Genomic DNA, 26,215 nt, shown 5'->3' with positions numbered 1-26,215 from the left:
TCAGCCGATGCGCTGGTAGCGAGGGGTGCGGCAGTCAGGCGGCGTTCAGGCCAAAGAGGGAGGTGAGGCCGCTTGAATTCTGCCTGGAGCGCAGTCGCCTTAGAGGCTTCGATACAAGTCGATCGTCAGCCGGGTGCGGTCCGGATGATGCCAGGACTCGTAATATTCTACGGCGACGCCGCCTTCGTCAAAGGTCGTCTCGCGATTGAAGAGCGCCTGCGCACCGGCTTCCAGGCCGAGAAGCGAGGCGACATGGCTATCCACTTTGCCGATCTCTATGAGGCGCTTGCCGGTGGAAACCGTAATGCCCAGTTCGCTGCGCAGATAATTGTAGAGTGATGTTGTCTCCAGTTCCCGGTAATGCAGCAAATCAGGAACCCGGCTATAGGGCAGGTAATTCTGCACCAGAAGCAGAACCTCGCCGTCGGCAAGACGCAGCCGTTCCAGGAAGATCGCCTTGTTGTCCCCGATTTGTTCGGCCACGTGCGCTGGCGCATCGATCAGGCGTTGCTGCAAAACCTTGGTCGTCAGCTTGAACCCGGCCTTCGCCATGCCTTCCTGCAGGGGGTCGAGTTTCTGGATAAGCGTGATGGGCACCTTGCGGTCGCGCACAAACGCCCCGCGACCGCGCTCCGTCTCGATCAACCCATCTTGCGCGAGCGACAGCAAAGCCTGACGGACAACGCTGCGCGACACGTCGTATTCGGCGCACAACTCATGTTCGGAGGGCAATTTAGCCCCAACCGCGAGTTGCCCAGCCCGGATCTGCTCTTTGAGAAGCCCGGCGAGCTGGAAGTACAAGGGTATTGGAGTCGTGCGATCTATCAACGTGTTGACCTAGTCATGCATCATGTACGCCTATCATACTAAGCTCGAAACCGTGCCGGTTCAATGCAGAACTGGTAGGCGATCCCTGGCGAATCCCGTGGAAACACAACAGTTTTACAGTCCGACACCGCCTGGTGTCTGCTTGTGCAATTCGAAGAGCGAGACGGGCGGCCAGGGTTACCCTTGCAGGCTGTACGTACAGGTTGGTTGATGGCGTCCCGGTCTTAGTCGGCAAATCGGCATGCTCAATACTCCACGCCAGCGATCTCCAAGACGCGCGAATAAGCGCTTGATTTGCCGAAAAAGATGTACGTACATACGAACATAATGTTATCCGGGTCTCATGCGATGATCCGACCACGGCGATCTCAAGACAACTGGGGGAGTTGGTAGCGTGTATCTCGATCGGTTCCGGGTTGATGGGCAGCTTGCGGTGGTTACGGGTGGTGGACGCGGCATAGGCCTGGCGAGTGCCGAGGCGCTTGGTGAGGCAGGCGCACGCTTGGCCCTGATCGAGCGCGACCCGTTGTTGCTGGAAGAGGCGGCGACGGCGTTGCGAGCCAAGGGCTACGACGTCTCGGTGCATGAAGGCGATGTCACCAATGCCGCTCGCATGCAGGAAATCGCGGACGAACTCGCGGCGCGTGGCGGCGCATCAATCCTGGTGAACAATGCCGGTATTGCTCTGAGCGACATTCCCGCCGAGGACATGGAAGACGAGCGCTGGCTCAAGGTCATCGACGTCAATCTGAACGGTGTCTACTGGTGCAGCCGCGCCTTTGGCCGTCACATGCTGACAGCGCGTCGCGGCTCAATCGTAAATGTTGGCTCGATGTCTGGCTTCATCGTGAACCGCCCGCAGCCGCAGGCTCACTACAACGCTTCCAAGGCTGCTGTGCATCATTTGACGCGTTCCCTCGCGGCTGAGTGGGCGGCGCGCGGCGTGCGGGTCAATGCGGTCGCTCCGACCTATATCGAGACCCCCCTCAACGCACTGGTCGAGAACAACAAGCCGATGCTCGATCGATGGATCGACTCGACGCCCATGGCGAGGATGGGAAAAGACTTTGAAGTCGCGAGCGTCATTCTCTTCCTGGCTTCGGAAGCGGCCAGTCTGATGACCGGGTCTATCGTCCAAGTAGACGGCGGCTATACGGCCTGGTGATACGGCCTTTTCGGAGGGGATGGCCGAGGTGAGGAGTTTCGGGGACGCCTGACGTTTCCGAAAGGCTAAATAACTGGAGGGAACAATGAAGAACACGTTCAGCATTCTCATGTCTGGCGCCGCGCTCTTGCTTTGCCTGACGCCGGCGGCGATGGCGGCCGACTGCAAGGTCGGGCTGACGATGCCGTCGCTCAACGCGCCCTATTTCGCGGCGCAGGTTGCGGCCGTGGAGGCCGCGGCCAAGGAAAAGGGCTGTGAAATCACGACGGCCGATAGCCAGAGCGATTTTTCCAAGCAGATCAGCGACATCGAGGACATGGTCGCGAAGGGCGTCCAGATCCTGATCGTCAATCCTCGTGATCAGGAAGCACTTGTCGCCACCGTCGATGCCGCCTCCAAGGCAGGCGTCAAGGTTGTGGTGATGGACTCGACCCTGAATCCCAAGGCCAATGTGATCACGCAGGTCCGCTCGTCCAGCGACGAGAACGGTCGTCTTGTCGGTGACTGGATCGCCAAGAAGATGAAGGGCACGCCGATCAAGATGCTTCTCCTTTCGGGCAACCAGGGCAATCCCGGCGGACTTGAGCGTCGCATGGGTGTCGTCAAGGGCATCGTCGAAGGACAGCTCGTGAATGAGGGCGCCGTGAACCTGCAGATTCTAGGACAGGGCTGGGGCGACTGGGCCACCGATGGCGGCCTGAAGGCTGCCGAGGATCTGCTGCAGGCGCATCCGGACGCCAATCTGATCGTCGGCGAGAATGACTCCATGGTTCTCGGCGCGGCTCAGGCCGTCAAGGCTGCCGGCCTGAAGGACATTCTCCTTACCGCTGCCGCCGACGGCCAGCGCGAAGCCCTGGAAATGATCAAGGACGGCACGTATGGCGCGACGGGCCTGAACGATCCGGATCTCGTTGGCCGCACGGCGTTCGACATCGGCTACAAGGCATTCAAGGGCGAGCTTCCGGCCGACCTTCCGAAGCTTTATCTGACCCCGGCCGATGTGATCTCCAAGGATAACGTCGACAAGTACTACAATCCCAAATCCGTATTCTGATTGGATTTATTGCAATATAGAGGCACCGAAGGGTAACGCCTTCGGCGCCGCTTCTTTGAGTGGTGACATGTCCGTTCTCGTGAGCCTTAACGCCATCAAGAAGAATTTCGGCGGCGTTCAGGCGCTGAAAGGGATCGACTTCGACCTCCGGCAAGGCGAGGTTCATGCACTGGTTGGTGAAAACGGCGCCGGCAAGTCGACACTGATGCGCGTGCTGGCCGGCGAGACGACTCCATCGTCCGGTTCCATCAGCCTGTTCGGCAAGCCGGTGGAGTTCTCCGGGCCGCATGATGCAACGTCCCATGGTATTTCGGTCATCCATCAGGAACTGGCGCTGGCGCCGGACCTGACGGTGGCCGAGAACATCTTCCTCGGCCGCCTGCCGAAATTCGTCAATCATCGTGCTCTGCGGCGCGATGCGCATGATCTGATCCACAAGCTTGGCTTCAACATCGATCCCGCCACCCAGGTCGGGAGCTTGACCGTTGCGCACCAGCAGGTCGTCGAGATTGCCAAGGCGCTCTCCAACAATTCGCGCATCATCGTCTTCGACGAGCCGACTGCCGTGCTCGCAGGCAGCGATGCCGAGCGGCTGCTCGATATCATTCGCGAGTTGCGCGCGGCCGGCACGGGTATCGTCTACATCTCGCATCGATTGAACGAGGTCTTTGAACTCTCCGATCGCATCACGGTCATGAAGGACGGCTCGCACGTCGAAACCCTGGACACGGCGGATGCGAGCATCGACCAGATCATCTCAGACATGGTCGGGCGCCGAATGGATGCTCTCTTTCCTTCCAAGCTTGGCCGCGAGGCTGGCGAGCTTGTCCTGGAGGCCAGGAATGTGTCGCTCGGACGAAAAGTGCGTGACGTCAGTTTCTCCATCCGTGCCGGCGAAGTCGTGGGACTAGGCGGCTTGGTCGGGTCCGGCCGCACGGAAGTCGCGCGCGTCCTCTTTGGCGCCGATCGCGCGAAGTCTGGTTCGATCCTGGTCCGTGGGAAGCCGACCCGGTTGCATTCGCCGGGGGATGGCGTGCGCGCCAGCATCGGCCTCGTTCCCGAAGACCGTAAAATGCAGGGTGTCATCCTGGATGCGCCGATCCGGGTCAATTGCACGCTCGCCAAGTTGAGAAGCGTCACGCGCCTGGGCTTTCTGAACGTCCGCAAGGAGCGCCGGATCGCGACGAAGCTGGGCGCCTCTATGCGCCTGAAGGCCGCGAATGTGGATGCGCCGGTTTCGAACCTGTCGGGCGGCAACCAGCAGAAGGTTGCGCTCGCGAAGTGGTTCCACGCCGATTGCGAGCTCCTGATCCTCGACGAGCCGACGCGCGGCGTCGATGTCGGCGCCAAGAGCGAGATCTACACGATCATCAATGATCTGGCGAAATCGGGAAAAGCCGTCCTCGTCATCTCCTCCGAGCATCAGGAACTCTTCGGCATCTGCGATCGGATCCTGGTCATGGCGGAAGGGGCGATCGTGGGCGAACTGAATGCGAGTGAATTCACCGAGGAGCGCCTTTTGACCTTGGCGATGACACGAACGGAAAAGAATAACGATGAGGCAATAGCATGAGCGCTTCCGGAACCTTGCCCCCGTCGGCATCGCGCAATTCCCGACTGGTCGAGATCGTTCGCAACTACGGAACCGTCGGAATTTTCCTCGTGCTCATGGTGGTTGCGTCGTTCTGGTCGGACGCCTTCCTGACCGAGCGGAACCTGATGAACGTTGCCCGTCAGGTCGCATCCGGCCATGGCATCATGGCTGTCGGCATGCTGTTCGTCGTGCTGACGCGGGGTATCGACTTGTCCGTCGGCTCCGTGGCGGCGGTGGGCGCGGTACTGGGCGCCTATCTGATTGCGACGATGGGGTTCAGCCTCCCGGTCACGATCCTGCTCGTGCTACTGTCCGGCGTCGTCTCTGGCACGGTGACGGGGTTTTTCGTCGCTTACATGAAGCTTCCTTCCTTTGTTATTTCGCTCGCGATGATGGCCATCGCTCGCGGAGTTTCACTGATCCTGAGCGCCGGTCGTCCGATCACGATTGGCCCAAGCGGTTCGGCGCTGGTCGACTTCGGCAGCGGCTTCTTCCTGGGCGTTCCACAACCCGTCGTGCTGATGCTCATCATCTTTGCCATCGGCGGCGCGGTGCTGACCTTCACCAGCTTCGGACGCATCGTCACCGCCATCGGCTCGAACGAGGAGGCCGTGCGTCTCTCCGGCGTGCCGGTCCGGCGCTATATCCTCGGGGTCTACGTCATCAGCGGTGTGCTGGCATCGGTTGCGGGTATCGTGGCGGCTGCCCGCACCGGGATCGGCACGCCGCAAGTTGGCGTCGGTGCCGAGCTCAACGTTATCGCGGCTGTGGTGATCGGCGGCGCAAGCCTGATGGGCGGGCGTGGCGGCATGTTCAACACGCTGCTCGGCGCGCTCATACTCGGCATCATCACCAACATCATGAACCTCGCCGGCGTCCCAGGATACCACCAGAACGTCTATCTCGGGCTGATCATCATTCTGGCGATGCTGATCCAGTTTGTTGCGGCGCGCGGACGCCAGTGACGGAAACCCATGAGAGGAGGAGGCCAGGATGTCCCTGACGGATCTTGTGACGACTTTTCAACGAGACCTTTTCGCGGGCCGAACGGTTTTGGTCTGCGGCGCGACCAGCGGCATCGGCCTCGCCATCGCACAGGGCTTTGCCGCGCTCGGCGCTGATGTTGTCGCGGCAGGATCCAGCCAGGCGAAGATCGACGCCGAGAAGGCGCGTCCCGACAATGCCAATCTGAGCTTTGCGGTGCTCGACGTGCGGAGCAGCGACGATGTGAAGGCATTTGCGACGACGTTCGACCGGCTGGATGTGCTGGTAAACGCGCAAGGCATCGGCCGCGGGGAGGCGGAGCATCAGGAAGCCGTGTTCCTGGATGTCATCGACGTCAATCTCAACAGCGTCATGCGCTTGAGTTCGACATTCCGCGATCATCTGAAGGCGACGCGGGGATCGATCGTAAACATCACTTCGATGTTGAGCTATCTGGTCGAGCCGGAAGTGCCGGCCTACACGGCCAGCAAGACTGGTTTGCTTGGCCTGACCCGCGCCCTCGCGCATGCGTACGGCCCGGATGGCGTGCGAGTGAACGCGATCTCGCCCGGCTATCACAAGACGGCCATGACGCGCGGCCTTTGGAGCGTCGAGAAGAGCCACGATCTGATTGCGGATCACTCGGCGCTGAAGCGGTGGGGCACGGTCGATGATCTTGTCGGCGCGGCACTCTTCCTGGCGAGCCCTGCAGCGGGCTTCATCACCGGCGCTGATCTGCCCGTCGATGGCGGATATGTCTGCGGAAACACAATACGCTGATCTGGCCAAGGGCCGCACTGTTGGGAGGTTGTCGTGTCTCGATCCTTTGGTTCGCCCAGCCGCTATATTCAGCGCTGCGGCGAGATCGCCCGCCTTGGCGAGCATCTCGCGCTACTCGGCAAGAAGCCACTGTTTCTGATAGATGGATTTCTCTTCCACACCCTGTCGACGAAGATCGCCGCCGGGCTTGGCGAAGATGTTGAGGCGCGCTTCGAAAAATTCGGCGGCGAGTGCAGCAATCAGGAGATCGCTCGCGTTACCGTGTTAGTGGCCGAGCATGGGGCCGACGTCGTTGTCGGCGTCGGTGGCGGCAAGACGCTCGACACGGCTAAGATGGCCGCGCACCAGAACCATGCCCGCATGATGGCGGTGCCGACGATCGCCTCCACCGACGCTCCGACAAGCGCTGTCGTCGTGGTTTATTCGCCCGACGGCGTGCTGGAGATGGCGCATAATCTGCCGCGCAACCCCGACCTGGTGCTTGTAGACCCCGAATTGATCGTCGCTGCGCCGGTCCGTTTTCTCGTCGCGGGCATCGGCGACGCTCTGTCGACCTGGTTCGAGGCGCGCGCCAATATCGATGCGGGTACCGATAACTACATTTCCGGGGGCTTCCCGGCCACGCAGGCGGCGCGAGCGATCGCACGCCATTGTCATTGGGTGGTTATGGAGCAGGCGTTGAAGGCGAAGACGGCTGCCGAGGCGGGTGTCGTTACGACAGCCGTCGAAGATATTATAGAGGCGAACACGCTGCTGAGCGGCCTCGGATTCGAGAACTGCGGTGTATCCGCCGCCCATGGCATCCATGATGCCCTGACGGTGGTGCATGACGTGCATGGCATGCTGCATGGCGAGAAGGTCGCGTTCGGCGTTATTTGCCTGCTTGTGCTCGAGAACCGTCCGAAGGCCGAGATCGACGAAGCGATCGCCTTCTGCCAGAGCCTGGGGCTGCCGACGACCTTGGCCGGACTGCAGATCACCGAGGATGTCTCGGCCAAGGTTGACCAGATCGCCGAGGCTGCCGTGAAAGGCAAGATCACGCATGCCACACGCGCGACCGTCGGCGTGCGGGAGATCCGTGCCGCTATTCTCACGGCGGATGCCCTGGGTCGGGCAGCCTCATAGCGGCTCGCATTGTCTTGCCATGACGGCCGGACAGGTCTCTCCCTGCGACGTATCCAAATGCTTTGGAGGCAGAATGAAGCTCCAGGGAAAAGTGGCGATCGTGACAGGCGGCGCGCGGGGTATCGGCGCCGCGATTGTCAGGGCCTATGTGGCGCAGGGCGCCAAGGTCGTCATCGCGGATATCGAGGCTGAACTGGCCTGTGATCTTGCTAGCGAGCTTGGCGACGCCGCCATGTCGACACCGCTCGATGTTCGCGACATCAACTCCATCCAGTCGGTATTGGCAACGACTGCGACACACTTTGGCGGCGTTGATATTCTGGTCAACAATGCGGGCGTCTTCGACATGGCGCCGCTTGGCGAAATCACGCCGGAGATGTATCGGCGCCAGTTCGACGTCAATGTCGGGGGCCTGATCTTCATGACCCAGGGCGCCGCCCAGATCATGCGGTCTCGGGGTCAGGGAGGCGTCGTGATCAATATCTCGTCCCAGGCCGGGCGGCGCGGCGAGGCAAATGTCATTTTGTATTGCGCGGCCAAGGCCGCCGTCATCAGCATCACTCAGTCGATGGCGCTCGAGCTGATCCAGGACGGCATCCGCGTCAACGCGATCGCGCCGGGCGTCGTCGATACGCCGATGTGGGATCGGGTCGACGCGCTGTTTGCGAAGTATGAGGGCCGGCCGATCGGCGAGAAGAAGCGATTGGTGGGCGAGGCGGTGCCGGCTGGACGAATGGGAGACCCATCCGATTTCGCGGGGCCTGCCGTTTTCCTCGCCTCGGACGACTCCGCCTACATCGTTGCGCAGACGCTGAACGTGGATGGCGGTAACTGGATGAGCTAGATCTAATTGGATTGGGAGGTTGCCTCGGGTAACCGTCGACGGCTCGCTGGGTGTGCCGTTGCGTCGGGGGCTCACTGCCCTCCGTCAGGCTCGCTGTAATGGTCGGTCGGCCGCAGGCTGTCCCAGAAGAACCCGTCGACAATGGCGAGTGCCGAGTCGCCAGGCGGCGCGACGTAGCGACCGATATCGGCGATGACGCCCGGGCCCTGGACATAGCGCAGCGGTCCCCCATAGCCTCGTTGAGACATGGCGAATACTCCAGTGTTGTGGAATTTGGGGATGTTTTGAGGGGGCGGACCGGAAGGGGGAGGAGGCTTCCGGCCCGGCTGGCGGGCTACGCTAGCGGAGCGTCAGGCCGCCATCGACGGTGACGATCTCGCCGGTGGTGAATGATGCGGCGTCGCTGGCGAGATAGACGACCGAGCCGGCGAGTTCATCGACCGTGCCGATCCGGTTCATTACCGCGCCCTTGGCCCAATGGTTGGCGACGACGTCGGGATGCTCGCGCAAAACTTCCTCGGTGAGTTCGGTCATGATGTAACCCGGCGCCAGTGCGTTGACACGGATGTTGTGCTCGGCCCATTCCGTGGCCAGGCACTTGGTCAGCATGTGCACTGCTGCCTTTGACACATTGTAGGCCGCATGGCGGAACGGCCAGTTGACGATCCGACCCGACATCGAGCCGATATTGATGATCGAGCCGCTTTTCTGCGCGATCATCATCTTGCCGATCGCCTGGCTCACCAGGAAGACGCCGTCGAGATTGACGTTCAGCGTCTGGCGCCACTGCTCCAGCGGATAATCCTCCGCGTTCCCGGGCAAGACGATGCCGGCATTGTTGACGAGGATGTCGGCTCGGCCCCAGCGCGCCGCGACCTCGGCTGCGAGCCGCTCCACATCGGCGGGAACCGAAACATCGGCCTGGATGGCGAAGCTGTCGCCGCCTTCAACGTTCAGCTCGTCGGCAAGGCTGCGCGCCAGATCGATCGACGAGCGCACCACGATAGCGACATCGGCGCCCTGCGCGGCCAGTGCCTCGGTCAGGGCGCGGCCGATGCCACGCGAACCGCCGGTGACGATGGCTTTGCGGCCGGTGAGGTCGAAAAGGCGCGTATAGTCCCGCTTTGCGGACATGGTTGTTTCCTCCAGAGGCATTTCTTATCGGGGACGCCCTATGCGGCGGCTCTTCCGTCAGCGGGCTGAGGCGTGGCGGCAACCGTTTCGCCGAGCTCCTTCAAGAGGTGTTCGCCGGTGCGCAGTGCCTGCGCCACGATTGTCAGCGACGGGTTGAAGCCGGTCGAGGACGGCAGGAACGAAGCATCGACGACATAGAGATTGTCGACGTCCCAGACCTTGCAATTGGTGTCGAGCACGGAGGTGGCGGGGTCCTTGCCAAAGCGGGCCGTGCCGCATTGATGCATCGCCACGGTGATATCCATCTTCTGGGTGATGATGATCGGATAGCCGAGCGAGCGCATGTGGCGGGTCCAGACCTTCACCAGTTCCCCATGCGATTTCAGATTGTTCTCGGTATAGGCGACGCGGATCTTGCCGTCGGGATCGACGCTGACGCGGTTGTTGGGATCGGGCAGGTCTTCCGACATCAGCCACCAGTCGACGCTGCGTTCGGAAAACAGTGCCATGAGTGCCTCGGGTATCCAGCGCAGGTTCGCCGTCAGCATCCCGGCCTGCAGCTTGCCGAGCCCCTGGATGTTGCCGAGCGGGTAGGGGCGCTCCTTGTTGGCGAGATAGTAGTCATTGATCGCCATCGACTTCTGAAATGTGACGCGGTTCTTCTTGAACGGCGAAACGGCCATCATCGCCGTGTTGTTGTGGGCCATGTAGTTGCGGCCGAGCTGGTCGGACGTGTTGTTGCCGAGGCCGTTCGGGTGCTTCGCATTGGCCGAGCGCAGGAGCAGCGCCGAGGAGTTGATCGCACCGGCGGACGAGATGAAAATCTTGCCCGCGATGGTGCGGACTTGGCCCTCATGCTCCAACTCGACGGAAACGACCCGCTTGCCGCTGGGGTCGGTGATCAGCCGCCGCACATAGGTTTCGGTAACGAGCGTCACGCCGCCCTTGGCGAGCGCCGGATTGACCAGCCGGACTTCGGCGTCGCCCTTCGCGCCAATCTTGCAGGCAAAACCGTCGCACGTCTTGCAGCGGATGCAGGTGCCACCTGGGTGATAGTCGATGGCAATCGGCAGCGGGAACGGATGCAGTCCCTTCTCGCGCAGCTTCTTTTCGAAGAAGGCGATCTCAGGTTCATGGCCGATAGCGGGGAAGGGCATGGGACCGCTGCGGGGTGGCTCGATCGGGTCGATGCCGGCCTCGCCATGCGTGCCCATCAGCTTTTCGGCACGGGCGTAGTACGGCTCGAATTCGGCATAGGAAACCGGCCATGCGGGAGCGATGCCCGCTTCGTGCTGCAGGTCCTCGAAATCCTCCTTGCGGAATCGCACGGTGGCGGCGCCGAAGAACTTCGAGTTGCCGCCGACATAGTAATAGGTGCCGGGGTTGAACAGTGAGCCGTTCTTGTCGCGCCATTGTTCCTTGGCGGCGTATTTGCGCTTGTGGAAGACGGCGTCGACGCTCCAATTGTCCGCCTCGCGAGGAAGCCGGGTGCCGCGCTCGATCATCAGGATGTTACGGCCGGGCGCGGCCAGCGTGTTGGCAAGCGCGCCGCCGCCGACACCGGCACCGATGATGACGATGTCGTAGCTGTCTTTGAGATCGCTCATATTTTTCCTCTCCCTGGATGCCGGCTCTGATTTGCGGGGTGACCGGCTTCCAAGTTCCTCCTCACATCACGGCGCCGACGTGCCCGGGCACGAATTCATTGTCCCCGTCGTCGTGGATTTCGCTCAGCGTCTTCTCGCCCGAGGCCGCTGCCAGAATGATCTCGAAGATGCGCTGGCCGGCCGCTTCAGGGGGCTATTGAGCATCAAAGTCCCTTGGGCTTGAAGAATTTGCCGTCTTCGTACATCGCGCTCATCACGGCGAAGGACGCATCGAGATGGATCTTCATCGCGAGCTCGGCCTGGTCGGCATTTCGCCGCTCCAGGGCGCGGACGATGGCAGCATGCTGTTCCGTTACCTCGGCCAGATGGCCCGGCACCGGCGCGCTCAGTTGGCGCATGCGGTCGAGATGCGCCTTGACCAGATTGATGAACTTCCACATCCGCGGATAGCGGCTGATTTCCGCGATGGTCGAGTGAAAGGCGTCGTCGACGACGATGTAATCGCTGAGCGCGTCGCGCCGCAGAATGTCGCGCATCTCGGCGATCAGCGCATCGAGGCGAGCGATCTGCGGATCGGTGACGAATTGCGTCGCCCGGCGAATGCTCTCGATTTCCAGCGCTCGACGGATGACGAAGCCTTCTTCCGCCACCTCGTAGGAAATCTTGCTGACATAGGTTCCCGAATGCGGAAACACGTCGACGAGATCTTCATCGACGAGCCGCTTCAGCGCTTCGCGCACAGGCGTCCGCGATACGCCGAACTGCGCGCACAGCTCCTTTTCGGAGATCGCGGCGCCGGGAACCATGGCAAGGCGAACGATCGCTTCGCGTAGTAACCCATATATCTGCTCGGCCTTTTGGATCGGCCGGTCATTGATGATTTTTGGCGAACTCAAGGGGATTTTCCCGATATTCATTGGGTTTCCCCTAACTTTGGAGGGGTGTTGACATCGTGGAATTAGTCTGGCTTCAATAACTCATATATCGGTTGGCGAAGCAAGCGCGTTTTCGCGACGGGCACGACAAGACGGGGGAGGCAAGCCGGTCGTTGTCGTCGCCAGTTGAGCCGCATGGTTCGACGGAGGCCGAGAAGCGGAGGACAGAGTGAGATCGGCCGGCATCCCGCCGGCCCCAAACGATGTGTCATGCCCGAACGGCTGGCGCCCCAGAATCCGAACATGAAGTGGTACCGAACGTGGCCCGTATGGACTGCGAGCGGGTCTGCTTATCCAGAATTCCAGCACCCGAGAGCATGTCCGCGATGGCCCTGATTACCTATCTGACCCGTATCGAGTTCGACGAAGGCGCGGTGGCGAAGCTTCCGTCGATTCTGGAAGGGCTCAAGGTCGCGCGTCCGCTGATCGTCACCGATCGCGGGCTGGTCGCTACCGGGCTTGTAGACCGGGTTTTGGCGCTGTTTCCGACCCGTCCGACGGTCTTTCAGGACACGCCGGCCAACCCCACCGAAACGGCGGTACTTGCCGCTGCCGATCTCTATCGCGAAGCGGGTTGCGACGGCATTGTCGGCCTCGGCGGCGGATCGTCGATCGATCTCGCCAAGGCGGTGCGGCTGCTTTCCGGTCACGAGGGTCCGCTTGCGCAATATACCGCCGTCGAGGGCGGGGCTGCGAAGATCCACGGCAATATCTGTCCGATGGTGGCCGTGCCCACCACCTCGGGCACCGGCTCCGAGGTTGGCCGTGCCGCGGTCATCATCACCGCCGAGGGCCGCAAGCTCGGCATCGTCAGCCCGCACATGCTGCCTTCGGTGGCGCTCTGCGATCCCGAGCTGACCTATGGCCTGCCACCTTATCTGACGGCGGCGACCGGCATGGATGCTCTGTCGCACTGTCTCGAAACCTACATGGCCCCCTCGATCAATCCGCCGGCTGACGCCATCGCCATTGATGGTCTCAAGCGCGGCATGAGATCGATTCGCCAAGCCGTGGCCGACGGTTCCGACCGCCGCGCGCGCTGGGAAATGATGATGTGCGCGCTGGAAGGGGCGATGGCGTTCCAGAAGGGCCTCGGCGCGGTCCATGCGCTGACCCATCCGCTTGGCGCGGTGCGCGAGCTGAACCTGCATCACGGTACGCTCAACGCCGTGCTGACCCCCGCCGTACTGCGCTTCAACCGTGAAGTGATCGGCGCGAAGTGGGACGTGCTGGCGGAAATTCTCGGCGGCGAACCGGATGTCGTGATGGTGGAGCTTTCCGCCTCGATCGGCCTGCCGCCCGGACTTGATGCCTTGGGCGTTACCGAAGCGATGATGGAGCGCGTCGCCGGCGAGGCCCTCAAGGATCATTGCCACGGCACCAATCCGCGGATCGCCAGCCGCGAAGAATATCTCGATCTGCTGCACCAGTCGCGCTGAGCGGCCGGTGATCTGAACTTCGGCATCGGCCCGGAGAGGCTGATTTCGATCTCAATCTGGGAGGAAGAGACCATGACGACATTCGAAGAAGACAACAGCCCGCAGGCTGCCCGCCTGCGCCTGTCTCGCCGCGGCTTCCTGAGCGGAGCCGCCGCCCTGACCGTCGCCGCGGCGCTCGCTCGTCCAGGCCGTGCCTATGCGCAGGATGCGCAGTTCTGCGCCTCGCTCGGCTGGACCGTCTGGGAATCCGGCCGCCATATCGTCAGCGGATATCAGGACGCGATCAGCCGCCTTGGCGGCACGCTGACCATCGCAGACGCCAATTATGACGTGAAGAAGCAGGCCGACCAGATTGCTGCCTTCGTGGCGTCGAAGCCGGCTGCGATCTTCATCACCCCGGCCGACGCGGCCGCGATTGCTCCGGCCGTGCAGGCTGCGGTTGCTTCCGGCGTGCCGATCTTCTGCGGCGACAGCTACGTGCCGAACACCACCGTCACCTCGACGGCGATGTCGAACAATTTCGGCCTCGGTGCTTATGGCGCGCAGTACATCGTCGATCGCCTGAAGGGCAAGGGCAAGGTCGCCCTCGTCAGTCTGCCGTCGAATGAATCGTGGGACCAGCGCACGCTGGGTGCCAAATCTGTCTTCGTCCGCTACCCGGACATCCAGGTCGTCTATGAGATCGCTTTCGCGCTCGGCGGTACGACGACGCCACGCCAGGTCGTTGACAACATCCTGACTGCCAACGCGGAACTGGACGCGATCTGGTGTGCCTGGGACGGCGCGGCCTCGGAGGGCACGCTCGCTATCAAGGCGGCCGGCCGCGACACCTTCATCACGGGCATCGACGGCGGCCAGCAGTCGTTCGAATACATCCAGGCGGGCTCGCCATTCGCGCTGACCATGGCGCAGAGCTTCTACGAGATGGCCTTCATGAACGCGTTCTACGCCCATGAGGTCATCGCCGGACGCAAGGCGCCGCGCTTCGTCATTACGCCGTCCTACGCGGTCACGCAGGAAAGCCTCGCCGACATCGAGATCCCGGACAACTACGATCAGCCCGGCGAAGCCGCCAAGCTCGGCTGGCAGCGCGCTCTCTGATCTATCGGCGCGGCGGCTGGCAGTCGCCGCGCCCCTATTCTCGAAGAGGGCGATACATGGCGAGAGTTTTGAGGATGTTGGGCATCCATAAACGCTTCGGGCCGGTGAAGGCACTGAACGGAGTGGATTTCGAACTGGAGGCCGGCGAGATCCACGCGCTTCTCGGCGTCAATGGTGCCGGCAAATCGACTCTGATCAAGATCCTGTCGGGCGTTTACACGCATGACGAGGGCACGATCGAGATCGATGGCCAGCCGGTCGAACTCGGATCGCCGCGCGCCGCCATCGAAGCGGGCGTCGCTACCGTCCAGCAGCATCCCGAGCTGGTCCCCGACTGCACCGGTGTCGAGAACATCTTTCTCGGGCATGAGGGTCGAAAGCCCGGTCTTTTCGCCCGCATCGATCGCACCGCCATGCGCGCTGCGGCGCGCGATCTGCTCCAGCGCTTCCCGATCGAGATCGACCTTGAAGCGCGCATCGGTGAGATGCCGGCGGTGGATCGCGAAATTGTCGCGATCCTGCACGCGCTGCGCAACGAGAAGGCCCGCATCCTCATTCTCGACGAACCAACCTCGACGCTGACCGAGCGCGAGAAGGCGTCGCTATTTCAACTGATGCGCTCCCTGCGCACCGCCGGCATCGCCATCATCTACATCACCCATCGGCTGGAGGAGGTTTTCGAGATCGCCGACCGCTTCACCGTTTTTCGAGGCGGGCGCAACGTTGCGACCTTCACCTCGCAGGAAGCGACCAAACGCGGCGTTTCGATTCCGGAACTGCTGCTCGACGAAAAGGCCGGCGACCTGTTCCCGGAGCGCGATGGCAAAGCGGAGGGCGAGGTGCTTCTGGAGGCCCGTGGACTCGGTCGCAGCGGACTGTTCACCGGCGTCGATTTCGAGCTGCGGCGCGGCGAGATCCTCGGCATCTTTGGTCTCGTCGGCTCGGGCGTCGATGAGCTTTCCAAGACTCTCTTCGGTGCGATCCGTCCTGATGAAGGGACGATGCGGGTCAAGGGCAGGGCGGTTCGCTTTCGCGGTCCCCATGAGGCCTTGAAGGCCGGCATCTTCCTGGTGCCGGGTGACCGCCGCACCGAGGGGCTGGCGATGACGCAGGACGTGGTTTTCAACACGACCGTCGCCCATCTCGGCCGCGCCTCTCGTCTGGGTGGTCTGCTGAAATTCGGCCGCAACCGCCGTGACACGGAAGCCCTGGCGCGCGATGTGGACCTGCAGCCCTTCGAGCTCGACCGGCCGGTCAGCGCCTTTTCCGGCGGCAACCAGCAGAAGATCGTCATCGCCAAGGGCCTGTTCCGCGCGTCTGACATCTACATCTTCGTAGAGCCGACGGTCGGCGTCGACATCGGCGCGCGGGCCAAGCTCTATGCGCTCATGCGCGAGCTTTCGCGCCGGGCCGGCGTCATTGTCATGTCGTCCGATTGCGACGAGGTGCATGGCCTCGCTGACCGCGCGATGGCGCTCTACAAGGGCCGCCCCGTCGACGCCGGCGGCTGGAATGTCAGTCGCGATCAACTCCTCTCCGCCGGTATTATGGGAGCGCGCGCTGCATGAAAACGCTCGCAAAAAATCCGATCTTCCTTCGCATCCTCGCCTTCGTCGTCCTGCTGGCCGTGGTGGCGGCGATATTCCAGAGCCTGACGCCGGCCTATCTCTCCGGCAACAACATCCACGCTTTGCTGCGCCATATGGCGGTGCAGGGACTAGCTGCGCTCGGGCTGACCTTCGTGATCGTCGTGCGCCAGTTCGACTTGTCCTTTCCTGGCGTCGCCTCGCTCGGAGCCATGACGCTGGGATGGCTGATCGCCAGCAAGTTCGGCGTCGGCCTCGGCATCGGCGGAGCGGTCGCGGTCGGTCTTTTCTGCGGCCTCGTGAACGGAATCGCGGTCGCATATCTGCGCCTGCCCGACATCGTTGCCACCATCGCCACCGGCGGCGTCGCGGTCGGCCTGTCCTATTTCTATTCGAATGGCGCCTCGATCTCGAAAAACTTCTTCATGTCGGGAATTCTCGACCTGAACGATGCCAAGTATTTCGGCCTCGACGCGCCGGTGGCGATCCTGGCGCTGACGGCGGCCATCGCGGCGCTGGTGCTGCATGGTTCGCGCTTCGGCCGCGCCTTTTACGCGACGGGCGAGAACCGGGTTTCAGCCGTCTATTCCGGTATCCGGGTGAAGGCCTATGTGCTGGCCGCCTTCGCGATCTGCGGCGCGCTGTCCTGCCTTGCCATCACGCTGCTGGTCGCTTCGTCGGGGGCGGCCAATGTCACCGCCGGCAGCCAGTTGCTGATGCCGGCCTATGCCGCCGTCTATCTGGGCGCTGCGCTCTTTGGCGCAGCCTCGGTGCCGGCTACCATAGCCGGCACGCTGCTGATGTCGGCGATGCTGAACGGCTTCACCTTGATGGCTGTGCCGTACTTTTACTCAGACGCGATCGTTTCGACCGTGTTGATCGTGGCCATCGCTGCCTTTGATCCCAAGTTGAGCGCGGCTCTGAAGCGCGTGCGCACGAGCCGCTCGCGGAAAGCCCCGACATCCACATCCTTGCTTGAGGTGCGGTCATGAGCGCCGTTCTATCCTCGACCGCGTCCCGGTCGTCGCGAGGCGGATTTGATGCGCGTCGCTTCCTGGTTCGCTACGGTCTGTTCTTCCTGCTGATCGCGCTGGTCGCGGCCTTTTCCTGGATGCGTCCGAGCTTTGCCAGCGCCGCCAACATCAACGACATCCTGCGAACGGCCTCGATCTCGGCGATCATGTTCCTGGGCCTCACCTGGATCATCGCCGCCGGCGAGATCGACGTCTCGTTCATGTCGGTGGCGGCGCTCGGCACGATGATCGTCGCGGGGCTAATCCAGATGGGAGCCGGTTGGCCACTTGCATCGGCGGTGGCGGTGTTCTTCGGTCTCGTCTTCGGTTGCCTGAACGGCTTGCTCGTCGCCGTCATGCGGCTTCCGGCTCTGGTCATCACCATCGCTACCGGTGGGCTCGCTGGCTCGATCGCCGCAGCGATCGGCAAGGGAACGTCGATTCCGTTCAACTCGGTCGGCTTCGTGGGCCTTGTCCTGAATGCCAATGTCGGCATCGTGCCGGTGCTGGCAATCCTCGTCATCGCTCTCTACGGGATCGCCCTGGTGCTTCAGGACCGCACGACCTTCGGCCATTACATCTATGCGATGGAGCAGAACCGCAACGCGGTGGTCGAGGCGGGTGTTCCGGCCGGTCGCCTGCTGTTTCTTCTCTATGGTCTCTCCGGCGTTCTGTCCGCGGTCGCCGGCGTTCTTCTCGCCGCCGACCTCTCCTCCGGCCAGCCCTATATCGGCGCGTCCTATTTCATCGACGGGCTGACGGCGGTGCTTCTGGGCGGCATGGCGCTCAAGATGGGCAAGCCCAACGTCACGGGTACCCTCGTCAGCGTGTTGCTGCTGGCGTCGCTTCTCAGCGGCGCAGCGCTGCTCGGCTGGACGGATTCGCAGCGTCAGATCGTGCGGGCAGCCCTCCTGATCACGGGCGTCGCACTTGTCGTCTGGACCCGCCGCAAGACCCGCGCCCACCTCTGACCTTGGACGGACGATCCCGAGAGCTCGATCCGACGTGGCAGCCCGCTGACAGACATCCGACCCCAGTCTGGTTCCGCTGCGGTTCGAGGCACCGGCCCGAGCCTTAGGAGGGCGGGGCCGCGGATGGTGGGATCGCGATATAGTTTGGCCAGCCTCGCGCAGCGGGGTGGGACGCAGCCATGTTACGGCGAACCGTGACTGTGATTGTCTGCGAGGCGGGCCATTCCCCCCATGGGAGATGGCTGGCAGTTCAGCCAAGTCCCGCCGATATCTGGCGTGTGCGCATGGCATCCTTCGCCGGGTAACGTTCCGCCATGTAGCGGCCGGGGGAGATTCCGAGCGCCTTGCGAAACATGGTCACGAATGTCGGCACGTTCTGATAGCCGAGGTCCGATGAGACCTGTTGGATCGAGGCGCCGCCGGCAAGCCATCGGACCGCCAGGACCACTACGAGCTGCTGGCGCCATCGCCCGAAACTCATACCCACCTCGCGACGGAACTGCCGCTCGAAAGTCCTGGTGCTCATGCCGGCGCGATCCGCCCATGTCTCCAGCGTGCCGCGCTCGGCCGGCATTGCCATCATGCGGTCGATAACCCGCCGAAGGCGGAGATTGGCCGGCATGGGCAGGTGCAGGTCTTCGACCTGGGCTTCGGCCAGTTCGTCGAGAAGCACGGCGACGAGCCGAGACCCGGCGCCGCCTTCCTCGTAGAGCAGCGGCAGATGCGCGGCGCGGATCAGGAGTTCTCGCAACAGCGGCGTGACGGCAACCGTGCAGCAGGCCGTCGGCAACGGCGCATCCGCTTCAGGCGCGACGAACGCGCCGTAGCCCTCCAATGCGCCTGTAACCTTGACGGTGTGGAGCGTGCCGCCCGGAATCCAGATCGCGCTGCGGGGAGGGACGATCCATAAGCCGTTTTCCGTCTCGCAACTCAATGCGCCGCTTTGGACCATGATGAGCTGGCTCTTGGCGTGGGAATGCGGGGCCAACTCGAAGTCACCGAACGCCTCGGAGGCGATGCCATAGGTGACCAACCGACGCGGAACATCGTCTGGTTCGGTCCAATCCGGATTCCGCGAAGGGCTGCTCAAGAAAGGCATGATCGACACCATCGTTCTGGCGATAAGTCGAAATGGATTGTCCAGGCTTCGTAATGACGCCAAGAGGCGCTGTCCATATGTTCCAACGAGCATTGAGGGCATCCCGCCCTCGACGAGGAAATCAGCAGGGTGACGTCGCCATGCCGTTGGGAAGGTTGAGGCCGGTCGGCACGGGTAAGACGCGCGAGCAGCATGAGGCAGACGCGTTGTGAGCCCGCTCTCTATCGGCATCGTCGGCGCCGGTCCGGCCGGCTGCTTCGCCGCGCAGGCCCTGAGCAAGGACTTCATGGACGCGGAGATAACCATTCTTGATCGTCTGCCGGTTCCCTTCGGGTTGCTGCGCTATGGGGTCGCCGCCGATCATCAGGGTACCAAGGCCGTGCAGCATCAATTCGAGCGGCTCTTTTCCCGTCCCAATGTCGAGTTCGTCGGAGGGTTGGACTATGGCCGCGATGTGGATCTCGATCGGCTCCGGTCCATATTCGATGTCGTTGTTCTCGCGACCGGCGCACCCGACGATCGCCGGCTTGGCGTGGAAGGCGAAACGCTCGAAGGCGTGATCGGCGCTGGTCGCCTGACCCGCGCCTTGAACTCCCATCCGGAAGCCGGGGCGGAACTGCCGGTGGTTCTGCCGCGCGTCGGGATCGTGGGATCCGGCAACGTGGCCGCCGATCTGCTGCGGCTTCTGTCCAAGACGTCAGTCGAATGGGACGGGTCCGACATGGACGACGCGCTCTTGCACCAAATCCTTCCGCGCCCCGTCACGGAGGTTCATCTGATATCCCGTTCCGACGCAGTGGAGGCGCGCTGGGATGCGGCGATGCTGCGGGAACTCGCCAGCCTGAAGCGACCTCGTTTTCAGGTGCTGACCGGATCGATCGGGTCTCGGGGATCACCAGAAGCGGATGCGCTGCGCGAGCTTGTCGCGGCCCGGTCCGAGCCAACGGACCTCAGCATCAACCTCCATTTCGCCTGTGTCGTCGAACAGGTCCTCGGGCGAGACAGGGTCGAAGGAATTCGCATCCGCAGCCACACGGGCCTGCGCAAGGATCTTCCCGTCGATACGGTGTTGACCGCGATCGGCTTCGAGCCTCGGCCTGTCGAGACGGTTCCGCCGCGCGTGTATCGGACGGGCTGGTTGAGGACGGGGCCGCAAGGGACGATCCCGGCGCAGAGAACCTTGTCGAAACAACTGGCCCTGGAAATTGCCAGGGATCTGCGTTCCGGGCTGATCCAGCCTGGTCGCCCGGGATGCGCGGCCTTGCCGGCGGGACGCACGACCAACTTCGCCGGTTGGCGCCGGATCGACGCGTACGAACGCGCTCAGGCTGTCGAGCAGCGCGTCCGGCTGAAGATCTCCGATATCGAGACACTCTACGCGGTTGGCCAGGACGCCAACTTGGCCGTCGCGCCTGCCAGGGGAACGTCCAAATGAAGATCATCATCCTTTTCGGTACGGAGAGCGGCAATGCCGAACTCCTTGCTGATGAAGTCGCAGAGGCAATCGGCAACCGCTTTCCGGTCGTTAAACACGACATGAGCGAAACGGACCCGATGGAGCTATCGCCGGGCGATTTCCATCTCGTCATCTGCTCGACGCATGGGGAGGGCGTACTCCCAAGCGGCGCCGTCCCGTTCGCCGCGGCGCTCGATCGCGATCCGCCGGATCTACGCGGCCTTCGGTACGCGATGTTCGGCCTTGGCGACCACAGCTATGACCATTACGCGCGCGGTAGCGAAATCATCGATGAGCATCTTCGCGCCGCGGGCGCCGAGCGGGTTGGTCTCTACGGGCGGTATGACGCTTCCAGCCAGGACGATCCGGTTCAACTCGCCTGCGAATGGGCGTTTGCCGTGCTGAACGAAGCGGGCCACCTGATTGGGGAGAACGCATAACATGCTGGCGTATCTCGGGAATCGCGCTGCTGCCCGTCCCTATTGTGGTCGAGGCGAAGCAGTCGAAGCGACAGTACGCGCCTTCGATCCGATCCAACCTGTGCCGTATCGGAAGCGGCCGCATGAAGGGGCACGAGCATGGCCGGCCTGACGACCCGCGAGCAGTTGCAGGAGCAATTCGGAAGCCCGCCGGGGATGGTGCTGGCGAAAACCATTGATCATCTCGATGCGGGGGCGATGGCGTGGCTCGCGGCGTCCACCCTCATGATGGCGTCGATTGCGGAAGGGGAACGTCTCGAGATCGTGCTGGGCGGCGATATGCCGGGCTGGGCTCGGGGAGAAAGGGCCACGCTCTGCCTACCTTCCCATGCGCTGGACGCACCGGAGCGCTTTTCGCCTGGCGCCGGGTTCGGATCGGTCTTTCTGGTGCCCTCGCTCAACGAGGTGATGCGCGTCAAGGGGCGTGTGGCGTCGAATGATGGCAGCGAAGTCCATGTCGCCGTCGAGGAATGCTACATCCATTGCGGCAAGGCGCTGATCCGCTCGGACTTCTGGTCGGCATCGCCTATGGAAGCCGCGTTTTCTTCAGCCGAGCATCTCGCTGCGCATTGCCGTTTCATGGGGCTGGCGACCTGCGACCCGCAATCCCGGGCCGACCTGAGTCCCAAGGGCGACCCGGCCGGCTTGATGGTGCGTATAGAGGGCGAAACACTCCGTTTTGCCGATCGTCCCGGAAACCGAAGGATCGACAGCTTCCGAAACATCATCGATCAGCCAAACGTAGCGCTTGCCCTGCTGGTTCCCGGCGCTCATCGGATCGCGGTCGTCAAAGGCGAGGCGCGCATCACGGACGATCTCGCCGAACGGGAACGCTTCGCGGTCGGCGAGAAAGTGCCGGATTTGGTGACTGTGGTCGACAAGATGCTCGTCGATCAGCAGGAGAGCCGGGCGCTGGTGCGCGCTTCGCCCTGGCCGGCACCAGCAGCGCCCGGCGGCCTCAACGCGGGCAAGATCGCGGCAGGCCACTTGAGGCTGGGGAAGGGCGTCGGCGCGAAACTGGCGGGCGCTATCATGTCCGTGCCCGGCCTCGTGGAGCGCGAGATGGCCAAGGACTACAAGAAAAACCTCTACTGAGATCGCTCTCAACGTGGCGAAGCGCATCATCGTCGAAAGTGTCGTCAAGCTCGGCGCAGCGCTGGATATTCGCATCGTCGCGGAAGGAATCGAGACGGAGGAAGAGCGCCAGCTGATGCAGGCCTTGGGCTGTTCGGTGGGGCAGGGCTATCTGTTCGCTGCGCCGATGGACCCGGTCCAGTTCGAAAAGCTGCTCGGAAAGTCCGCTCGTTTTGGCTCTCTTGTGACCTAAGCTTCGGGGCGGTTCGCCAGGAGGCCGCGCAGGATGGTTTCGGTGATCGTCTTGGCGGCTTTCGCGCGGTCGGCTTCCGAGAGTTCGCGGACATCCAGCGCATCGCAGGCAAGGGCCTCGAACTCGACATAGAATTGCGTCGCGGACCAGAGCAGGATGAACAGATGCCGCGCATCGACCGGCACGATCTTGCCGGCCGCGGCCCACGCATCTAGCACCCCCGCCTTTTCCGCCGTGACCCGCCGCATGTGTTCGCGTGCGTCCAGAGACAGATGCTCCGCGCCTTGCAGGATCTCATTGGCAAATAGGCGCGTCTCGGCCGCATTTTGCCATGCGTGATCCAGCTTGGCGCGAACATAGGCTTCGATCGCTTCGGCCGGGTCGCGATCTGCCGAGATGTGTCGGAATGCATCGTCCCAGCTATGGATCAGCTGGTCGATCGCCGCATTGTAGATCTCTTCCTTGGACGAGAAATAATAATAGACGTTGCCCTTTGGCAGGCCGGAAGCCTTCGCGATTTCCACAATCCGCGCGCCATCAAGGCCCTTGCGGGAGAAAATCTCCACCGCGGCCGTGAGGATCTTCAGCACGTTTCGCGCTCGGATCGGCTCGTCCGAAGCCTCCGGAACCGCAGCCTCCAATTCAATCGATCTGCTGGGCTCAGCCATTGGGTATCCCGTTGTCGCTAAACATCTTTTTCCGGATCGAGCGCCCGGACCTTCGCGCATAACCATCCCCGGTCCAACCCTGCAACCGTAGGGGACCTTGGGAATCGAAGCACCAATAAAAAAGAAGTTGACAATATGGTCAACTTCTTTTCATAAAAAGCTGACAAAACGGTCAGGTTCCTGAAAACGACCTGCGACCGCCGCCTTGGGGAGGGTGCGAATGGCAATGCCGTTACGGGCTGCGATGCAGGAGTTTCTGGCGGATTGGCGCGACGATCTGGATGCGCCATGGCGTGCTTTGCTCGGACAGGTCGCGCTCGATTTCGAGGGGATGGCGCCCGAACTGGAGCTTGAAGTCTGGGAGCCGATCTTCCCCGTCCGCCGTGGAAAGCACTTCCCGGGAATGCCGGCCGGCACCCATTGCCTGCGCGCGTTCGACGGGATTTCTCCGGACGACGTGACGTGTGTCGTGCTCGGCCAGGATCCCTATCCGGAGCCGGGCTTCGCGACCGGACGGGCCTTCGAGGCGGGAAACCTCGCGGGTTGGAACGAACTCGACAAGATGTTCTCCAAGAGCATTCGCGCCTACACGCAGTTGATCGTGGCCGCGCGCAAGGGGGATCCGTCCTATGCGCGCGATTTCGGCGACTGGCCGAAGACGCTGGCGGCCATAGAGAGCGGGGCGGTCCCGCTTGAAGCTCCGTCCGATATTGCCGATCGCTGGGTTTCCGAAGGTGCCTTGCTGCTGAATGCTTCGCTGACGCTGACGCGCTTCAAAGTCGATATCGACGCCCATCAATCGCAAGGTCACCTCGTTCTCTGGCGGCCCTTGATCGTCGAAACCCTGCGGGTCCTCGCCGCGCGCGAAAAGCCGCTGGTGTTTTTGGGGTTTGGCGACGCGGCCGCGCAGGCGCTTGCCATGGCTGGCATCGACGAAACCGCTGGCGGCCATGTGCGCTGCATCCTTCGCGACCATCCGGCGCGCGCCGACGACGTGCTCCGCCGCCCCAATCCGCTGGTTCTCTGCAACGATTTTCTGGAGGAGATGGGTGCTCGACCCATCGCTTGGTAACATGGCCGCAACGAAGACATTCGATTACATCATCATCGGTGCCGGTTCGGCAGGCTGTGTTCTTGCCAACCGACTTTCGGCGGATCCGGCCAACAAGGTGCTGTTGCTGGAAGCTGGCGGGCGCGACCTCAATCCGCTGTTTCGGCTGCCCATGCTGATGGGCAAGCTGTTTCATTCCGGCATCTACAACTGGCACTATCACACCGAGCCCGAACCGCATCTCAACGATCGCTCGCTGTACTGGCCGCGGGGAAAGGTGCTGGGGGGCACCTCGACCATCAACGGCATGATCTACGTGCGCGGCAACCGGCACGACTATGATCGCTGGGCCCAAATGGGCGCGAAGGGATGGTCGTATGACGAGGTGCTTCCGGCCTTCCTGCGCTCCGAAACCCATGCGCAGCGCAAGGATGAGTATCACAACACCGAAGGCGAACTGACCGTCTGCCGCGCCCGCGGCTGGAACGGGCTGCTGGACGTCTTCAACGAGGCCGGTGGGCAGGCCGGCTATCCGCTGAACGACGATTTCAACGGCGAAGACCAAGAAGGTTTTGGCCGCTACGACTTCACCATTACAAAGGGCAAGCGCTGCTCGGCCGCCTATGCCTTCCTGCGTCCGGCCAAGAAGCGCCCGAACCTGACGATCATCACCCGTGCCCACACCCAGCGCATCCTGATCGAAAATGGCCGCGCCATCGGCGTCGAGTTCAGCCGGAAGGGCAATATCACCAGGGTGCATGCGGATCGGGAGGTGATCCTGTCCGCCGGTGTCGTCAACTCGCCGCAGATCCTCATGCTGTCGGGCATCGGCCCCGCTGATGAACTGGCTGAACACAACATCAAGGTCGTGAAGGACCTGCCGGGTGTCGGCAAGAACCTTCAGGACCATGTCGATTGCGTCATGGCCTATGAGTGCCGCGAGCCGGTGACGCTCTATTCCGATCTGCGCGCCGACAAGCTGACCTGGTCCGTCATCCAGGGCATGCTGTTCGGCGAAGGTATCACCACGACCTTCCCGTATGAGGCCGGCGCCTTCGTCAAGTCACGCGGCGATCTCGCGGCGCCGGACATCCAGCTTCATTTCATGCCGGCACTGGAAAAGACTGCCAACCTCCACTTTCCGAACCCTTTCAAGAAAGAACGCGTCGAGGCCAATCATGGCTTCTCCCTGCGGGTGGGGCCGGTCAATCCGGAAAGCCGTGGCGAGATCCGTTTGCGCTCGGCCGATCCGATGGATCGCCCCCGCATCAACGCCAACTACCTGCAAACCGAGTTCGACATCCGCACGATGATCAACGCCATCCGCATGACGCGGGAGGTGATCCAGCAGAAGGCGTTCGACAAGTATCGCGGCAAGGAGCTCGCTCCCGGCCCGGCTGTCGAGACCGATGCCGAACTGACCCAATGGCTACGCGCCAATGCCATGACAACGTTCCATCCCGTCGGCACCTGCAAGATGGGCACCGATCCGATGGCCGTCGTCGATGCGCAGCTGAAAGTTCACGGCGTGGAAGGCCTGCGCGTGGCAGACGCTTCCATCATGCCCATCATCTCCAGCGGTAACACCAATGCTCCGGCGATCATGATCGGGGAGCGCGCCGCTGAATTCATTCTCAAGGAGGCCCACCAGTGATCGTCGAACACCGTACCTATACCTTCAAGCCCGGCACGGTCGATGGCTGGCTCAAGAAGTATGAAGCGGAGGGTCTGCCGATCCAGAAGCGGCACCTCAACACGTTTCTCGGCCTCTTCGTCAGCGAGATCGGGCATTTGCACACCACGGTCCTGATGTGGCGCTACGACAGTCTCGCCGACCGCGAAGCGCGGCGCGCCGCCATGTATGCCGACCCCGAATGGCAGGCATTCATCGCCGGCGTCTGGGCGCTCGACGCCATTCAGACGCAGGATGTGATGATCATGAACCCGGCACCGTTTTCGCCCGGCGCATAAGGCA

General features: G+C 62.6%; 26 protein-coding genes. 19 read left to right on the top strand and 7 right to left on the bottom strand.

The genetic code is table 11. The features are described from left to right. Positions 1-99: 99 nt before the first annotated feature. A complete protein-coding gene (locus tag ABIE08_RS06965) occupies positions 100-801 on the bottom strand; it encodes a GntR family transcriptional regulator (protein WP_354549780.1) in 702 nt (233 codons plus the stop codon). Between the two features lie 421 nt (positions 802-1,222). On the opposite strand from ABIE08_RS06965, the gene ABIE08_RS06960 reads away from it, so the two are divergent. The 7 genes from ABIE08_RS06960 to ABIE08_RS06930 all read left to right on the top strand — a co-directional run bounded on the left by ABIE08_RS06960 (position 1,223) and on the right by ABIE08_RS06930 (position 8,374). Then, complete coding sequence (locus ABIE08_RS06960) at positions 1,223-1,993, top strand: SDR family NAD(P)-dependent oxidoreductase (RefSeq protein WP_354549778.1); 771 nt, start codon at positions 1,223-1,225, stop codon at positions 1,991-1,993. Between the two features lie 85 nt (positions 1,994-2,078). Beyond that, positions 2,079-3,047, top strand: coding sequence for a substrate-binding domain-containing protein (locus ABIE08_RS06955; protein WP_436409508.1), 969 nt, complete (start codon positions 2,079-2,081; stop codon positions 3,045-3,047). Between the two features lie 67 nt (positions 3,048-3,114). Further along, positions 3,115-4,620, top strand: a complete 1,506-nt coding sequence (locus tag ABIE08_RS06950; protein WP_354549777.1) for a sugar ABC transporter ATP-binding protein — start codon at positions 3,115-3,117, stop codon at positions 4,618-4,620. Further along, positions 4,617-5,606, top strand: coding sequence for an ABC transporter permease (locus ABIE08_RS06945; RefSeq protein ID WP_354549775.1), 990 nt, complete (start codon positions 4,617-4,619; stop codon positions 5,604-5,606). Before ABIE08_RS06950 ends, ABIE08_RS06945 begins: the two co-directional genes overlap by 4 nt. A 28-nt stretch (positions 5,607-5,634) precedes the next feature. Beyond that, complete coding sequence (locus tag ABIE08_RS06940; RefSeq protein WP_354549773.1) at positions 5,635-6,405, top strand: SDR family NAD(P)-dependent oxidoreductase; 771 nt, start codon at positions 5,635-5,637, stop codon at positions 6,403-6,405. Between the two features lie 33 nt (positions 6,406-6,438). Further along, positions 6,439-7,530, top strand: a complete 1,092-nt coding sequence (locus ABIE08_RS06935; protein WP_354549771.1) for a glycerol dehydrogenase — start codon at positions 6,439-6,441, stop codon at positions 7,528-7,530. Positions 7,531-7,603: 73 nt separating this feature from the next. Next, on the top strand, positions 7,604-8,374 hold the full coding sequence (locus ABIE08_RS06930) for an L-iditol 2-dehydrogenase (protein ID WP_354549770.1): 771 nt from the start codon (positions 7,604-7,606) through the stop codon (positions 8,372-8,374). Between the two features lie 71 nt (positions 8,375-8,445). Here the strand turns inward: ABIE08_RS06930 and ABIE08_RS06925 are convergent, their stop codons facing one another. The 4 genes from ABIE08_RS06925 to ABIE08_RS06910 all read right to left on the bottom strand — a co-directional run bounded on the left by ABIE08_RS06925 (position 8,446) and on the right by ABIE08_RS06910 (position 12,011). Continuing rightward, entirely contained in the window at positions 8,446-8,622 is a 177-nt protein-coding gene (locus tag ABIE08_RS06925; RefSeq protein WP_354549769.1) for a hypothetical protein, read from the bottom strand. A gap of 91 nt (positions 8,623-8,713) precedes the next feature. Beyond that, positions 8,714-9,508 (bottom strand): SDR family NAD(P)-dependent oxidoreductase, encoded by a 795-nt coding sequence (locus ABIE08_RS06920; RefSeq protein WP_354549767.1) that lies wholly within the window; start codon positions 9,506-9,508, stop codon positions 8,714-8,716. Positions 9,509-9,546: 38 nt separating this feature from the next. Continuing rightward, positions 9,547-11,115 carry a GMC family oxidoreductase gene (locus ABIE08_RS06915; RefSeq protein ID WP_354549766.1) on the bottom strand — a complete coding sequence of 523 codons (1,569 nt, stop codon included), beginning with the start codon at positions 11,113-11,115 and terminating at the stop codon, positions 9,547-9,549. 203 nt (positions 11,116-11,318) lie between these two features. After that, on the bottom strand, positions 11,319-12,011 hold the full coding sequence (locus tag ABIE08_RS06910) for a GntR family transcriptional regulator (RefSeq protein WP_354549764.1): 693 nt from the start codon (positions 12,009-12,011) through the stop codon (positions 11,319-11,321). Between the two features lie 365 nt (positions 12,012-12,376). On the opposite strand from ABIE08_RS06910, the gene ABIE08_RS06905 reads away from it, so the two are divergent. The 5 genes from ABIE08_RS06905 to ABIE08_RS06885 all read left to right on the top strand — a co-directional run bounded on the left by ABIE08_RS06905 (position 12,377) and on the right by ABIE08_RS06885 (position 18,160). Further along, the gene (locus ABIE08_RS06905) at positions 12,377-13,489 is read left to right on the top strand and encodes an iron-containing alcohol dehydrogenase (RefSeq protein WP_354549762.1); all 1,113 of its coding nucleotides are present in this window, start codon (positions 12,377-12,379) and stop codon (positions 13,487-13,489) included. Positions 13,490-13,561: 72 nt separating this feature from the next. Continuing rightward, on the top strand, positions 13,562-14,590 hold the full coding sequence (locus ABIE08_RS06900) for a sugar ABC transporter substrate-binding protein (RefSeq protein WP_354549760.1): 1,029 nt from the start codon (positions 13,562-13,564) through the stop codon (positions 14,588-14,590). A gap of 74 nt (positions 14,591-14,664) precedes the next feature. Next, positions 14,665-16,158 (top strand): sugar ABC transporter ATP-binding protein, encoded by a 1,494-nt coding sequence (locus ABIE08_RS06895; protein ID WP_354549758.1) that lies wholly within the window; start codon positions 14,665-14,667, stop codon positions 16,156-16,158. Then, positions 16,155-17,168 carry an ABC transporter permease gene (locus ABIE08_RS06890; protein WP_354549756.1) on the top strand — a complete coding sequence of 338 codons (1,014 nt, stop codon included), beginning with the start codon at positions 16,155-16,157 and terminating at the stop codon, positions 17,166-17,168. The genes ABIE08_RS06895 and ABIE08_RS06890 overlap by 4 nt, the downstream gene beginning before the upstream one ends. Further along, positions 17,165-18,160 (top strand): ABC transporter permease, encoded by a 996-nt coding sequence (locus ABIE08_RS06885; protein WP_354549754.1) that lies wholly within the window; start codon positions 17,165-17,167, stop codon positions 18,158-18,160. Before ABIE08_RS06890 ends, ABIE08_RS06885 begins: the two co-directional genes overlap by 4 nt. Positions 18,161-18,410: 250 nt before the next feature. Here the strand turns inward: ABIE08_RS06885 and ABIE08_RS06880 are convergent, their stop codons facing one another. Continuing rightward, the gene (locus ABIE08_RS06880) at positions 18,411-19,259 is read right to left on the bottom strand and encodes an AraC family transcriptional regulator (RefSeq protein ID WP_354551607.1); all 849 of its coding nucleotides are present in this window, start codon (positions 19,257-19,259) and stop codon (positions 18,411-18,413) included. Positions 19,260-19,467: 208 nt separating this feature from the next. Here ABIE08_RS06880 and ABIE08_RS06875 point away from each other — a divergent pair, with 208 nt between their 5' ends. From ABIE08_RS06875 to ABIE08_RS06860, 4 genes are all read left to right on the top strand, one after another. Then, the gene (locus ABIE08_RS06875) at positions 19,468-20,694 is read left to right on the top strand and encodes an FAD-dependent oxidoreductase (protein WP_354549753.1); all 1,227 of its coding nucleotides are present in this window, start codon (positions 19,468-19,470) and stop codon (positions 20,692-20,694) included. Further along, on the top strand, positions 20,691-21,155 hold the full coding sequence (locus tag ABIE08_RS06870; protein WP_354549751.1) for a flavodoxin family protein: 465 nt from the start codon (positions 20,691-20,693) through the stop codon (positions 21,153-21,155). The genes ABIE08_RS06875 and ABIE08_RS06870 overlap by 4 nt, the downstream gene beginning before the upstream one ends. A 138-nt stretch (positions 21,156-21,293) precedes the next feature. Further along, a complete protein-coding gene (locus ABIE08_RS06865) occupies positions 21,294-22,289 on the top strand; it encodes a pyridoxamine 5'-phosphate oxidase family protein (RefSeq protein ID WP_354549749.1) in 996 nt (331 codons plus the stop codon). A 13-nt stretch (positions 22,290-22,302) separates the two neighbouring features. Next, entirely contained in the window at positions 22,303-22,521 is a 219-nt protein-coding gene (locus ABIE08_RS06860; protein ID WP_354549747.1) for an EAL domain-containing protein, read from the top strand. Here ABIE08_RS06860 and ABIE08_RS06855 read toward each other — a convergent pair. Next, positions 22,518-23,111: a TetR/AcrR family transcriptional regulator gene (locus tag ABIE08_RS06855; protein WP_354549745.1), complete on the bottom strand. Its 594-nt coding sequence runs from the start codon at positions 23,109-23,111 to the stop codon at positions 22,518-22,520. The genes ABIE08_RS06860 and ABIE08_RS06855 overlap by 4 nt on opposite strands. A gap of 298 nt (positions 23,112-23,409) precedes the next feature. Here ABIE08_RS06855 and ABIE08_RS06850 point away from each other — a divergent pair, with 298 nt between their 5' ends. The 3 genes from ABIE08_RS06850 to ABIE08_RS06840 are packed head-to-tail and all read left to right on the top strand — an operon-like array spanning position 23,410 to position 26,211. Continuing rightward, complete coding sequence (locus ABIE08_RS06850) at positions 23,410-24,261, top strand: uracil-DNA glycosylase (RefSeq protein WP_354549743.1); 852 nt, start codon at positions 23,410-23,412, stop codon at positions 24,259-24,261. A 1-nt stretch (position 24,262) separates the two neighbouring features. Continuing rightward, positions 24,263-25,894, top strand: coding sequence for a GMC family oxidoreductase (locus ABIE08_RS06845; RefSeq protein WP_354551605.1), 1,632 nt, complete (start codon positions 24,263-24,265; stop codon positions 25,892-25,894). Next, positions 25,891-26,211 (top strand): NIPSNAP family protein, encoded by a 321-nt coding sequence (locus ABIE08_RS06840; protein WP_266332747.1) that lies wholly within the window; start codon positions 25,891-25,893, stop codon positions 26,209-26,211. Before ABIE08_RS06845 ends, ABIE08_RS06840 begins: the two co-directional genes overlap by 4 nt. Positions 26,212-26,215 lie beyond the last annotated feature (4 nt).

The organism is Kaistia defluvii, from assembly GCF_040548815.1.
In the GTDB taxonomy this organism is placed as follows: Bacteria; Pseudomonadota; Alphaproteobacteria; order Rhizobiales; family Kaistiaceae; genus Kaistia; species Kaistia defluvii_A.
Note: the sequence above shows the minus strand (reverse complement) of the source record. Positions and strands in the feature narration are given on the sequence as shown.

Coding starts and splice junctions, on each gene's coding strand:
- ABIE08_RS06955 (WP_436409508.1), top strand. CDS start 2,079: ATGAAGAACACGTTCAGCATTCTCATGTCTGGCGCCGCGCTCTTGCTT.
- ABIE08_RS06950 (WP_354549777.1), top strand. CDS start 3,115: ATGTCCGTTCTCGTGAGCCTTAACGCCATCAAGAAGAATTTCGGCGGC.
- ABIE08_RS06945 (WP_354549775.1), top strand. CDS start 4,617: ATGAGCGCTTCCGGAACCTTGCCCCCGTCGGCATCGCGCAATTCCCGA.
- ABIE08_RS06940 (WP_354549773.1), top strand. CDS start 5,635: ATGTCCCTGACGGATCTTGTGACGACTTTTCAACGAGACCTTTTCGCG.
- ABIE08_RS06930 (WP_354549770.1), top strand. CDS start 7,604: ATGAAGCTCCAGGGAAAAGTGGCGATCGTGACAGGCGGCGCGCGGGGT.
- ABIE08_RS06925 (WP_354549769.1), bottom strand. CDS start 8,622: ATGTCTCAACGAGGCTATGGGGGACCGCTGCGCTATGTCCAGGGCCCG.
- ABIE08_RS06920 (WP_354549767.1), bottom strand. CDS start 9,508: ATGTCCGCAAAGCGGGACTATACGCGCCTTTTCGACCTCACCGGCCGC.
- ABIE08_RS06915 (WP_354549766.1), bottom strand. CDS start 11,115: ATGAGCGATCTCAAAGACAGCTACGACATCGTCATCATCGGTGCCGGT.
- ABIE08_RS06905 (WP_354549762.1), top strand. CDS start 12,377: ATGGCCCTGATTACCTATCTGACCCGTATCGAGTTCGACGAAGGCGCG.
- ABIE08_RS06900 (WP_354549760.1), top strand. CDS start 13,562: ATGACGACATTCGAAGAAGACAACAGCCCGCAGGCTGCCCGCCTGCGC.
- ABIE08_RS06895 (WP_354549758.1), top strand. CDS start 14,665: ATGTTGGGCATCCATAAACGCTTCGGGCCGGTGAAGGCACTGAACGGA.
- ABIE08_RS06890 (WP_354549756.1), top strand. CDS start 16,155: ATGAAAACGCTCGCAAAAAATCCGATCTTCCTTCGCATCCTCGCCTTC.
- ABIE08_RS06885 (WP_354549754.1), top strand. CDS start 17,165: ATGAGCGCCGTTCTATCCTCGACCGCGTCCCGGTCGTCGCGAGGCGGA.
- ABIE08_RS06880 (WP_354551607.1), bottom strand. CDS start 19,259: ATGCCTTTCTTGAGCAGCCCTTCGCGGAATCCGGATTGGACCGAACCA.
- ABIE08_RS06870 (WP_354549751.1), top strand. CDS start 20,691: ATGAAGATCATCATCCTTTTCGGTACGGAGAGCGGCAATGCCGAACTC.
- ABIE08_RS06865 (WP_354549749.1), top strand. CDS start 21,294: ATGGCCGGCCTGACGACCCGCGAGCAGTTGCAGGAGCAATTCGGAAGC.
- ABIE08_RS06850 (WP_354549743.1), top strand. CDS start 23,410: ATGGCAATGCCGTTACGGGCTGCGATGCAGGAGTTTCTGGCGGATTGG.
- ABIE08_RS06845 (WP_354551605.1), top strand. CDS start 24,263: ATGGCCGCAACGAAGACATTCGATTACATCATCATCGGTGCCGGTTCG.